Source organism: Isosphaeraceae bacterium EP7 (assembly GCA_038400315.1).
Lineage (GTDB): Bacteria > Planctomycetota > Planctomycetia > Isosphaerales > Isosphaeraceae > EP7.
In genome coordinates, this window is sequence record CP151667.1 from 3,170,291 (window position 1) to 3,181,947 (window position 11,657).

Here is an 11,657-nt window from a genome sequence, read left to right on the forward strand (position 1 = left end):
GGAGGGAGGTCTCCAGGCTTCTAGTATACCCGGCCGGGTCCGTCGTCGACGCGGCCGGGGTCGTGGATGCGGAAGAGGACGCGGCCGGCTTGCAGGACGTCTCCGGGGCGGACGGGGCGGGAGCCGAGGACGTGGAGGAAGGTTCCGTTGCGACTGCCCAGGTCTTCCAGGACGAAGGTCTTGCCGGAGCGGCGGACCTGGGCGTGGATGCCGCTGACCATGGTGTCGTTGGCCAGCACCAGGTTCACGCCGATGCGGTGGCCTTCCAGCTTGCCCGACGATTCTCGGCCGATGATGGTGCGGTCGGGGCTGGTGATGGGAAAGCGGAGGCCGACCCGGTTGTTGGGGCGGATCAGGTCGAGGGCGCCGAAGGGCTCGGGGTCCCTGGAGCAGAACTCCTCGCCGTCGTCGGAGACGGCCGGGGCCATGGGCTCGAAGGGGTCCGGGGCGCGGAACTCGATGACCTGGACGCCGACGCGGAAGCGCATGCCGTCGACCAACTCGACTGGAGCGGTGACGCGGAGGTAGACGCCGTTGAGTGAGCCCAGGTCCTCGACGACGAGCTTGCCGTCGTCGTAGGCCAGGCGCATGTGGCGGGAGGCCATGGTGCCCAGGCCGGGGTGGTCGCTGGACTGCTTCGACCGGCCGACGTTCAGGCCGGTGGCGTGGATGGGGGCGTAGTCGATCCACTCGCCCGAGACGTCGAAGATTTGCAGCAGCAAGGTCGGCTGCTTGGGCCGCAGGTTCTTGAAGTTGAAGCCCGCGGCGAACTGGGTCCGGCCGTCGTCATCCGCCTGGGGCGGGGCCTGACGCGGCACCGGCGGGTGCTGGGGCACCGGCGCGTGGCCGGGTGGGCCCGGCTGGGCCGGCACCACGGGCGGCGGCGCGTAGGGCTGCGCCGGGGCGGGGGGCGGCGGCGCGTACGGCTGGGGGGCATAACCCGGTTGCGGCTGAGGCTGCGGGCCGTGGCCGCCGGGCCCGTAGTAGCCGGGCGGCAAGGGGGCCTGCGCCGGGTGCGGGGCATGGCCTTGCTCGCCGCCGATCAGGCCTCGGAGTCGACCCAGCAGGCCGGGCGCCTCGCGGGGTGGCGGCGGTGCGGGCTGGGGCATCGCGGGGGCCGGATAAGGATAGGGCTGGGCATATTCGCCCTGCGGGCCGGGCGGCGGATACCAGTAGCCCGGCGGCGGGGACTGCGGCCAGCCGGGCGGCGGCTGGGCGGGGCCCGGCGCGGCGGCGGGCTCGGGACGGGCCTCGCGGGGCGCGGGGGATTGCGGCCGGGGACGAGGCTTGGCGGGGCGTTCGCGGTCCCGATCTCGATCGCGTTCCCGATCGGCCGGCGGCGGGGCGGCGGGCCGGGCGGGGGGGATCAGGCCGGAGTCGGGCGCGGCCGCCCCGGCGCCGAAGGCGGGTCGCTTGGGGGGGAGGATCGTGTCGAACTCCCCCGGCTGGGCCTGGCCCTGAGGCCGCCCGCAGCGTGGGCAACTCCGGGCGCCGGGGCCGAGCGTCGACTGGCAATTGGTGCAGACCCCCATCGGCTCGCCCCCCCGATTCTCGCGCAAAATCCGGGCCGCACGCCATCGTGCCGGCCGGACGCCATCTTTCGCCCACTGATGCCTTCCAGGATAGGCCCCAAGCCCGTCCCCGCAAAGGCCCTAGTACGACAGTTGCCCTTCGATGATCGACCCGACGACCTTCCGCGCAATCCTTGACGCGACTGCCCCGCACAGGACATCGGGCGCCCAACGACAGGCCGATCTGACGCGCGGTCGAAAACCCGCCGGGGCCAAGGGGAACGAGGGAGCTGAATCCCGCCAGACGCCGAGCCGCAACTTATTGCCGGAGATCGATTTACGCAATTTTTTCGATAGCAATTGAATCGCCAACACATCTTAATGACGTTGGGCATTATTTTCGTAAGAATTTTTGGATATCTCCGGGCGGGGCGCGTTAACTTGACGCGCAAGGGATCGACACGATGTCGCGTCCCGCCGCGTACGCGCCTTCTCGTCGTGAACCCACCGAGTCCCAGGGGAGGGTTGACCATGACACGCAAGGCGTCGTCGTCGGAGGCGTGCCACCGGCGTCGGGCCCGCCCGCCACGTGCGGTCAGGCGGCGTACACCTACGCGAGTCCCGCGAGCAATGACTCCACGGCTGACGGGAGCGACGATCCCGGCGGCCGTGAGGGCAGTGTGGCCGGTGGGCACCTCAGGGGGCCATGGGCGCACCGGCCCGGACCTACAAGGGCATTCGGGGCGGTGTCGGCGGCGGTCGGATGACAGGAGGCTTGGCCGGGGGCTGGTCAGGAGATTCGCACGTCGACCGATGCGGCCGGGAGCTCCCTCGGTGGCGACCCGGCCTTTCGATCGGGTCGAAGGAACATATCGGCCCGACCCGGGAGAATCCGTCGGACCATCTTGATTTACGCCGCCCGCGGAGGACCACGTCTGGACGTGTCGATTGTCGCTCGAGACCGATGACTCGGAAGCCCCGGAGGACGACTCTCAGGTGAGCTTGGTGCCGTACCAGACTCGACAGCCCCCGGGGGAAATCTGCGACACAGGAGAACTCACGATGTCAAAGTTCCAGGTTCTGGGAGTGGCAGCGCTGGCCTTCCTGACGATGACCCCCAACACCATGGCTCAGCGTGGGGGTGGGGCAGTCCGTACTGGCGTGCGCGGGGCGGTGGTCGGCGGAGTCGTGGGCGGTGAGGCCGGAGCGGCGACCGGCGCCAAGGTTGGTGCCGTGACCGGCGCTGTCCGATCCGTCAGTACAGAGGTCCAGGCTCGCAACCAATACCAAGCCACCGCGGCATACCAGAGCGCTCCGCGGTCGGATTTCAATCAAGCACCGCCGCAGGTGCTGGACCCCGCCCCGCCGGCGGTGGTAACCACCCCACCCGCGGGGACGCCCACCCGACCGACGGCGACCGCACCCGGCGCAGAGACTGTCCTGAGAATGGGTGACAAGCCCGTCGTTGGGATCACCTTTCCTTCCGATTGGAAGCAGGTCACCGGAGACCGCTATATCTCCGCCGTCAGTGCAGACGGGCAAGCTTATGCGATGATCGGCCCCCTGGAAGGGAAAGCGGACAAACAAGAGGGGGTCAAGCGTGTCCAGAAAGGGCTCCCGAATTACCTCAAGGACATCGAATATGACGAGTTGACCGTGACCAAACGCGGCACCGCCGTGTTGACCGGCACGGCAAAGGGGAAGAAGACCGGCGTCGACGTCGTATTCGCGGCTGGGGTCTTTGATGCGGGCGCTGGGCAACTCGTCGCGGCCGCATTCGTCGTCGATTCTCGGATTGAGGACTATTACAAGGAAACGATCCGCCAGATCTCCCAGACGATTCGAGTCGGGGACGATCTCGCGGCGAAGAAATAGAGGGATGTCCTCCCCGATGGCGGACGCCGAACTAGCCCACGCTCGACCTCAGGAGTCCCCCGATGCCCGATCCACGTGCTCGGCGTCTTGATCTGGCGAGAGTTCCCGAGTCGGGCCGGACGATCATCGGCCTGCTCGACGGCTGATGGGGGTCAGGTGAGGAGATTCGCGCGTCGACCGATACGGCCGGGAGTCACCTCGGTGGCGACCCGGCCATTCAATCGGGTCGGAAGGACGGTTGCCATGAATGCAGGTGACATCGCGTTGCTCAAGGTCAATGAGTCTTTCCGCGGCGTATCCGACGAGGCCGTGGACGATGTCGCGCGACACGCTCGGGCCACGCATCATGCCGCGGGGAGCGTCGTTCACGAGGCGAACGAGGTGCTGGCGACCGTCAGCTTCGTCCTCAATGGGCGGCTCAAGGCGGTACGGGTCGATCACCGCGGCGTCGAGTCGCTGTTCCGGATGATCGATCGCGGCGATCGGTACGGAAAGATGGTTGGCGTGCTCGCCGAACCGGTGCCGATCCGCGTCATTGCGCTGGAGCCGACCACGGTTCTGAGCCTCGACGACGAGCGGGCGATGGAACTGACGCTCCGCCCCCGGACCTGCGCCGTCTGTGGCTCACGACCTACGCCGGGCTCTTGAAGCGGCACTTCCAATCTACCGGTGCTTTCCGTCCCGATTTGCCGGAACGGCCAGGCGCCGATCGACGGCGGAATCGTCACTAACATCCCCGCGAACGAATTGGTGCCGATGGGGTGCAACTTCGTGATCGCCGTCAGCGTGACGGCCAAATAGGCTCGCCCGTTCTGAGGAACGTCAACGGTCAATAACAACCGCCCGAGCAGGCCTTTGAGCCAAATCGGGCCGATTTGACGCGAGGTCAACCTGTCGCCGGAGGGACGCGGTGTCATGGCCGATATCGAGACGCAACACACTAATTCAATACCACTTGCGCCATTCTTAAAAGTAAAGCCGTAGTCATTCTTCCCGGAAGTGCAACGGTCGCATCAGACCCGCCGCGCGGCGATGGTGGGCAAGGCCGGAGCAGGGCGGTCGGCCGGGCCCAGTGGGCCTCCAAGTCCGACGAGATTCGGCGTCAAGACTCACGACTGCCTTGAGATTGAAACTGAGTCTCAGTATCATGACCCGCAGTCAACGGTCCGTGCCGAGTCCATTCGGGCCCAGTGGCGGGGCCGTTGGGGTCATTGAGGAATTGCCCGATGTTGATGAAGACGCGGTGCCCGATCTGGGCGGTCGGGGCCATGCTGGCGGGTCTCGTCGGGGTGGCGGCGGCCGAGGATACTCCGAAGGGGGCCGAGGCGATCCAGCTCGACGTGCGGGTCCTGGGATACGACGCCAACAAGGACGGGTTCCTTGATGGGCCCGAGCTGCTGACGTTCGCCCGGACGGTTCCGCTCGACGATGCGCTCCAGACGTACATCGGCTTCCTCGTCGCCCTGGGCGGGGCCAGCGACGCGACGATCGACCGGGTCGTGGCCTTCGACGTCAACAAGGACGGCAAGGTCACCAAGGCCGAGCTGCCGCCGCGCTTCTTCGTCCTGATCGAGAAGGCCGACGCCGACAAGGACGGGGCCCTGGCGCTCGCCGAGATCAAGGAGATGGCGCAGGACATGGGGGCACTCAGCCTGCCGAGGGACCTGCTGCTGGAGCTGAACGGCCGGGGCGTGCCCCAGACCGCCGCCCGCGTGCTGCTCCAGGATGCCGACCGCGACGGCAAGGTCAGCCGCGCCGAGCTGGTCGGGCCGATCCTGGCGATCTTCGACCGGGCCGACGCCGACAAGGACGGCTCTCTGAACCCGGCCGAGATCAAGGTCATCGACGCCGAGCATGACCGCACCGGACTGCCCAGGGAGTTCAACGACCTGGACGGCCGGAGCGCCGACCGCGGCGGCGTGGCCAACGTCGAGCGGCTCTTGGCGTTCGATATTAACCACGACGGCAGGCTCACCAGGGTTGAGCTGCTCGGCAAGAAGCACGACCTGCTCGACCGGGTCGACGCCAACGGCGACGGGGTGCTCGACGCGGCCGAGCTGCAGATGTGGGAGCGCCGCGAGGCGCTGGTTTCCGGCCTGCAAACCCGCCGCGGCAGTGACGCGCCGAGCGCCTTCGAGAAGGCCCTGGGCTCGCACGGCTTCAGCGACGCCCAGACGCAGCAGGCGATCGCGCTGGTGAAGACCTATCGGGAGACGGTCCGCAAGCAGCCGACCGAGCTGCGTGCGCGGCTCCTGGATCAGCTTGCGGACACCCTGGGCGACGCGGCCTACCGGGCCTTCCAGGGGGACGTCATCGCGGCCCTCAAGGTTCGCGGCGGCGGGTTCAACGGCCAGTACATCCCGGCCACGAAGGTCGTCGAGCGCCTGCTCACGTTCGACACCGACGGCGACGGCCGACTGTCGACGGCCGAGGTCGACGCCATGCCCCCGCGCCTCGAGCATGTCACGCGCGTCCAGGACGCGCACCACGCCCAGCGCAGGTCCGTAGTCACCGAGTCCTCGGTCGACCGCATCACCGGGTTCGATGCCGACAAGGACGGCAAGGTCACCAAGGCCGAGCTGCCCGAGCGGCTTCAGGCGCTGCTGAAGGGCGGTGACACCAACCGCGATGAGGTCCTCGACGCCGCCGAGCTGGCCGTCATCGCCAATCAAGAGAGCTTCGATCGGTTCATCCAGGGCGCGGTCGGCGGGGTGAACGTCGCTCTCATCGAGGGGGCGGTCGACGACCTGAAGGATGGCGCGGCCCGGGCCAAGGCCCTGGACGTGCTGGCCGACTATCGCCAGGCGCTCCGCAGCTCGGCCGAGCAGGCCCGCGTGGAGTTGCAGTCGAAGCTCGTCGGAGTCCTCGGCGCCGCCGAGCTCCATGCGTTGCAGGATTCGCTGGCCGGCGGCGAATCGGGCCGTTGATCGATCGGCGAACGGCCGGGGGATGAGGTTCGCCCCTCGCCCCCGGCCGTTCGGCCCGCGGATTCTCCGGTTTAGCGTGAGACAGAGCGACCTTGATGGGATCAATCATGCCGCGAACGCTGATGAGTGGTGCCGCCCGGTCCCTGGTCCTGGTGCTTGTCCTCTCCGCGATGGCGGATGCAAGGGCCGCCGGCGAATTCGCGTTCCATCACGAGAACGTGATGGGCACGTCAATGGAGCTGCGCGTCAGGGCCGACGACTCCGGGGCCGCCGGCCGGGCTGAGGCCGCGGTGCTCGCGGAGATCGACCGGCTCTCGGCCATTCTCAGCGGTTATGACGGTTCGAGCGAGTTCCGCCGCTGGCAGAAAACCGTCGGCGTGCCGACCCCGGTTTCCGCCGAGCTGTTCGAGATGCTCGAACGCGCCGATGCCTGGAGGAGCCGGGGGAAGGGGACCTTCGACCCGAGGGTGCAGGCCCTGACCGAGCTCTGGTCGAGGTGCGCCAAGGAGGGTCGAGTTCCGACCGAGGCCGAACGCGCCGGGGCCCTCGCCCTGATGGCCGAGCCCGCCTGGCGGCTGGACCGCGACGCGAAGACGGCGACTCATCTGTCGAACTGCCCGCTCAGCCTGGACGGGATCGCCAAAGGGTACATCGTCGATCGCGCCTGCGAGGCCGCGAAGGTCGGGGCGGGCGGCGTGCGGGCCCTGATGCTCAACGTCGGCGGCGACTTGCGAGTGGTTGGCCCGATGGATCAGGCGATCGGGATCGCCTGGCCCGGGCGCGACTCGGAGACCTCGCGGCCGATCACGACGATCGAGGTCGCCAATCTCGGGGTCGCCACCAGCGGCAACGATCAACGAGGCTTCACGATCGGCTCGCGACGGTATTCGCACATCTTCGACCCGCGCGACGGCCAGCCGCTCGACCGGGTGGTCAGCGCCACGGTGATCGCCCCCAATCTGGCCGACGCGGACGCGATGGCGAAAATCGTGGGCATCCTGACGACGGACGATAGCCTGACGCTGGTGGAGTCGATCCCTGGGGTCGAATGCCTGCTCGTCTCGGCCGACGGGGTCGTCTCGCGCAGCCAGGGTTTCCGGCGCTTCGAGCGGCCGCGCATCTCGACGATCTCGCTCCGGAACGACACGCCGACGGCCGACGGCAGCAAGGCGGCCTGGAATGACGCCTTCGAGCTGGCCGTCGACTTCGAGATCAGCCCCCCCACGGGGAAGGCCGGGCGCTATCGTCGACCTTATGTGGCGATCTGGGTCGAGGACGCCGATGGCCTGGCGGTCAGGACGCTGACGCTCTGGGTGCAGTCGACCTCGCCTGGGCCTCGCTGGATCCCCGACCTGAAGCGCTGGTACAAGGCCGACCAGGTCCGGCGGCTCGTGGACAAGACCGACCTGGTCGAGACGACGTCGAGGGCGACCCGGCCCGCGGGCAAGTACAAGGTCGTCTGGGACGGCACGGACGACCGCGGCCAGCGCCTCCATCAAGGGAAGTACACCCTCTCCATCGAGGTTGCCCGCGAGCACGGCACGCACCAGCTCATCCGCAAGGAGCTGACGCTGGGAGACACGCCGATCGCCGAGACGCTGGAGGCGAACGTCGAGATCAAGGCGGCCTCCGTCGAGTACAGGCGCAAGGCCGACGCCCGCTGAGGAAGAGAGCGTTCACCCCGCCGCTTCCGGATCTGCCGATCCGGCCGACATCAGGTCGGAATTGGCGGACGACCATGCTTGCCCGCGACCGGGGGGTGTCGTACCGTCAGGACACATCCGAGAATCGGGGGGGTGCGGCGCGAGGCGAGGGGGCGGCGATGACGGCCAGGGAGTTGCTGGAAGCGGGACGGCTGGGCGAGGCCATCGCCGTGCTCGGGGCCGAGTTGAAGGCCAGACCGACCGACAAGGGGCTGCGCGTCTTCCTGTTCGAGCTGCTCTGCTTCGCCGGCGAGTACGACCGCGCCGGCAAGCAGCTCGACGCGATCGGCCGACTGGAGACGACCCAGACCGAGGTCCAGCTCGGCGTCCGCCAGTACGTCGACCTGCTCGCCGCCGAGCGTTCCCGCGCGGCGGTCTTCGCCGGCAAGGCCAGGCCCCGGTTCCCGCTGCTGCCGCCCGAAGGCGTGGCCTTGCACGCCGACGCCCTCGCGCAACTGGCCGCCGGGGACGCCGCCGGCGCCGGCGAGCTGCTGAAGCGGGCCGAGGGGTTGCACGAGGTAGTGCGCGGGTCGCGCGACGGGGTGGAGTTCGACGAGGTGCGGGACGCCGACGACGTGCTGGCGCCGGTGGTCGAGGTGCTGACGGCGGCCGGCTATTTCTGGGTCCCCTGGTCGCAGGTGCAATACCTGGAAGTGGACCCGCCGAAGCGGCTGCGCGACCTGATCTGGGCCCCCGCCAAGCTGGCCACCCACGACGGCCAGCTCGGCGAGGTCTTCCTCCCCGCACTCTATCCCGGCTCTCACACGCACGCCGACGAGTCGGTGAAGCTGGGCCGAGCCACCGACTGGCAGGAATTCGAGCCCGGATCGGAGCTGCGCCGGGGCCTGGGTGCCAAGCTCTGCCTGGTGGGTGATGAGGCCTGGACCGTGGGCGAGCTGGGCACCCTGCAGATGGCCCGCGAAACCGCCGACACCGACGCGGGGGAGCGGGCCTGAGCCATGCCGACCCCTCCGCTGCTGGACCTGGATGAATTGCTGGCGCCGATCCGCGAGGAGAGCCCCTCGGGCGAGAGCCTGGTCTACGAGCCCGAGTACGACGCGATCCGCCAGGCCAGGCGATCCGACGACAGTTCCAACGTGGGCGTCTGGCAGTCCAGCGACTCCAAGGTGGCCGACTGGGACGCCGTCGTCGACCTGGGCCTCGCCTGCCTGCGCACGAAGTCCAAAGATGCGCAAATTGCCGCCTGGATGGCCGAAGCCCTGGCCCGCAGGCACGGCCCGGCCGGGCTGCGCGACGGCCTTAAACTCGTCCGCGCCATCCAGGAATCGTTCTGGGAGACGTACCACCCCGAGATCGACGACGGCGACCTCGAATCGCGCCTCGGCCCGTTCGTCTTCCTGAACGGGACCATCCCCCCGCTGCTGCGGTCGATGCCCCTGACCAGGGGGCTCGGCGACCGGCCCTTCGGCTTCTTCGACTGGAAGAAGTCGCGCGAGATCGAGAACGACCTCCGCAAGAATCCCGACCTGCTCGAAGAGATGAAGCCCGTCGACCGCGCCGCCCTGGTGCGCGCCGAGGACTTCGACACCCAGGTCACGCAGACCCCGCGCGCGTTCTACGAGCTGCTCTCCGAGGACCTCGACGGTTGCCTCGAAGCCTGGAAAGACCTCGACACGGCCGCGAACGACCGCTTCGGCCGGCTGGCCCCCAGCCTGGTCGAGATCAAGAAGGCGATCGAGGACCTGCGCAAGTTCCTCGTCCCGACCGTCAAGCTCAAGCGCGAGCGGGAGCCCGACGCGGCGCCGGCGGTCGACGAGGAGATCGAGGAAGAGACCGAGGAGATCGAAGAACGCGACGATTTTGTCGAGGATGAGCCTGAAGCCGAGGCGACGGAAGAACTTGAGCCCGAGCCCGTCATCGAGGCACCCCGGCGTGTCTCCAGGCCCAAAACGTCGACATCAGGGCCGATTGCCGACGCGGATGAGGCGCGAGGGCGCATCCTCGACGCGGCCGAGTATCTGCGGCGCAACAGGGCCGAGTCGTCGGCCGGCTATCTCGTCCCGCGTGCCCTGCGGATGGCCGACGTATTCGACGCGGGCGAATCCGTTGATCCAGCGATCCTGGAGGCGCCTTCCAGCGAGGCGCGCCAGTCATTGCGTCGGCTCGCCTCGGACGGGGAGTGGGAGGCCGCGCTGGCGCAGGCCGAGGCCGCGGTCTCGGGCCCCGAAGGCCGGGGTTGGCTCGACGCCCAGCGGCTGGCGATCTCGGCGATGGAACAAGGCGCCGGCGGCGACCTGTCCCGACCGGCCGCCGCCGCGAAGGCCCTGCTCGGCGCCTTGCTGCGATCCTATCCCGGGCTGCCCGACCAGGAACTGGCCGACGGCACCCCGGCCGCCAACGCCGAGACCCGCGCCTGGCTGCGCGAGCAGTTCGACGCAACAGAACAACCGGCACACGTGGAAACGCCCGCCCCGCCCGCCTATATCCCGCCTCCGCCAGACATGCGCGACGCCGAGACGTCCGAACTCGATCCCTGGGACCTGGCCTTGCCGCTGGCGCAGGCAGGCCGGGCGGGGGAGGGGATCCAGTTGCTGCGGCGAGCCCTGAACGGGTCGTCGACGGGGCGCGAGAGGTTCGTCCGCAAATTGCAGATGGCCGAGCTCTGCCTGATGGCCGGCCACGTCCGTGTCGCCCTGCCGCTGGCCGAGGAATTGGCCCGGCAAGTCGATGATTTCAGGCTGGAGCACTGGGAAGACGAGCGGCTGATCGCACGCGTCTGGGCGGCCCTCTACCGCTGCCTGAAGGCGCTGGACCCCGCCCCCTCGGAGCGGGCGCAGCAGGCCTTCACGCGGCTCTGCCGGCTGGATATCGACGCGGCGATGGCATGCGGCGATGGCGGCACGCATGCATGAAACAAGTTGATCCTTCGGCGTTCTTTGTGTCACCGAGGGCAGACCGGCCCGTTGATAGCGCGGGGGAGACGCCGAGATTGGCGTAGTGCGGCGTCGCGACCCGATTGACAGTCCGCCGCCGTGCCGCGATTCTTCAGGCTCGGCATGCCCGCGAGAGCCGGGGCGATGATCGCCCGAATCGGCATGTTCTTCCGCCTCGGATCCTATGGGGAGATGACCGCGATGGCCGCCGAGAGCACCCAGCATAAGCTGGACCGGATCCGCAAGCCGCGCGTCCACATGACCTACGACGTCCAGGTGGGCGACGCCATCCAGGCCAAGGAGCTCCCGTTCGTGGTGGGCGTGATGGCCGACCTGTCGGGCAAGCCCGAGGAGGCCCTGCCCAAGCTGAAGGACCGCAAGTTCGTCGACATCGACCGCGACACCTTCAACAAGGTGCTGGCCGGGATCAAGCCGAGGCTGGCCTTCCAGGTGGACAACACGCTGCAGGGCGACGGCTCGAAGATGAACGTCGAGCTGAAGTTCTCGCACATCGACGACTTCAGCCCCGAGGCGGTCGTCAAGCAGGTGGAGCCGCTGCGAAAGCTGCTGGAGGCGCGCGACAAGCTGTCGAACCTGCTGAACAAGATGGACGGCAACGACAAGCTGGAAGAGCTACTCCAGGACGTGATCAACAACACCGAATCATTGAAGGCCCTGGGAGCCGAGACCGGCCGGGGCAAGGGCGCCATCGCGGGCGCGAGCACGCCGCAAGGGGAGGACGCCTGA

Annotated in this window: 8 protein-coding genes; 7 read left to right on the plus strand and 1 reads right to left on the minus strand. The window is 68.6% G+C overall.

Features of this window, described 5'->3' with window-relative positions; all coding sequences use genetic code 11:
* Window positions 1–20 precede the first annotated feature (20 nt).
* Window positions 21–1,532 carry an FHA domain-containing protein gene (locus EP7_RS12250; RefSeq protein ID WP_463528135.1) on the minus strand — a complete coding sequence of 504 codons (1,512 nt, stop codon included), beginning with the start codon at window positions 1,530–1,532 and terminating at the stop codon, window positions 21–23.
* Between the two features lie 1,041 nt (window positions 1,533–2,573).
* Here EP7_RS12250 and EP7_RS12255 point away from each other — a divergent pair.
* The 7 genes from EP7_RS12255 to tssB all read left to right on the plus strand — a co-directional run bounded on the left by EP7_RS12255 (window position 2,574) and on the right by tssB (window position 11,657).
* On the plus strand, window positions 2,574–3,386 hold the full coding sequence (locus EP7_RS12255; RefSeq protein ID WP_463528136.1) for a hypothetical protein: 813 nt from the start codon (window positions 2,574–2,576) through the stop codon (window positions 3,384–3,386).
* 243 nt (window positions 3,387–3,629) lie between these two features.
* Window positions 3,630–4,034, plus strand: coding sequence for a Crp/Fnr family transcriptional regulator (locus EP7_RS12260; RefSeq protein WP_463528137.1), 405 nt, complete (start codon window positions 3,630–3,632; stop codon window positions 4,032–4,034).
* 578 nt (window positions 4,035–4,612) lie between these two features.
* On the plus strand, window positions 4,613–6,313 hold the full coding sequence (locus tag EP7_RS12265; RefSeq protein ID WP_463528138.1) for an EF-hand domain-containing protein: 1,701 nt from the start codon (window positions 4,613–4,615) through the stop codon (window positions 6,311–6,313).
* A 107-nt stretch (window positions 6,314–6,420) separates the two neighbouring features.
* Complete coding sequence (locus EP7_RS12270; protein WP_463528139.1) at window positions 6,421–7,977, plus strand: DUF2271 domain-containing protein; 1,557 nt, start codon at window positions 6,421–6,423, stop codon at window positions 7,975–7,977.
* Window positions 7,978–8,135: 158 nt separating this feature from the next.
* Window positions 8,136–8,972 carry a type VI secretion system accessory protein TagJ gene (locus EP7_RS12275; protein WP_463528140.1) on the plus strand — a complete coding sequence of 279 codons (837 nt, stop codon included), beginning with the start codon at window positions 8,136–8,138 and terminating at the stop codon, window positions 8,970–8,972.
* 3 nt (window positions 8,973–8,975) lie between these two features.
* Window positions 8,976–10,889 (plus strand): type VI secretion system protein TssA, encoded by a 1,914-nt coding sequence (gene tssA, locus EP7_RS12280; protein WP_463528141.1) that lies wholly within the window; start codon window positions 8,976–8,978, stop codon window positions 10,887–10,889.
* A gap of 222 nt (window positions 10,890–11,111) precedes the next feature.
* Window positions 11,112–11,657, plus strand: a complete 546-nt coding sequence (gene tssB, locus EP7_RS12285) for a type VI secretion system contractile sheath small subunit (RefSeq protein WP_463528411.1) — start codon at window positions 11,112–11,114, stop codon at window positions 11,655–11,657.

Coding starts and splice junctions, on each gene's coding strand:
- tssB (WP_463528411.1), top strand. CDS start 11,112: ATGGCCGCCGAGAGCACCCAGCATAAGCTGGACCGGATCCGCAAGCCG.
- EP7_RS12260 (WP_463528137.1), top strand. CDS start 3,630: ATGAATGCAGGTGACATCGCGTTGCTCAAGGTCAATGAGTCTTTCCGC.
- EP7_RS12265 (WP_463528138.1), top strand. CDS start 4,613: ATGTTGATGAAGACGCGGTGCCCGATCTGGGCGGTCGGGGCCATGCTG.
- EP7_RS12255 (WP_463528136.1), top strand. CDS start 2,574: ATGTCAAAGTTCCAGGTTCTGGGAGTGGCAGCGCTGGCCTTCCTGACG.
- EP7_RS12250 (WP_463528135.1), bottom strand. CDS start 1,532: ATGGGGGTCTGCACCAATTGCCAGTCGACGCTCGGCCCCGGCGCCCGG.
- tssA (WP_463528141.1), top strand. CDS start 8,976: ATGCCGACCCCTCCGCTGCTGGACCTGGATGAATTGCTGGCGCCGATC.
- EP7_RS12270 (WP_463528139.1), top strand. CDS start 6,421: ATGCCGCGAACGCTGATGAGTGGTGCCGCCCGGTCCCTGGTCCTGGTG.
- EP7_RS12275 (WP_463528140.1), top strand. CDS start 8,136: ATGACGGCCAGGGAGTTGCTGGAAGCGGGACGGCTGGGCGAGGCCATC.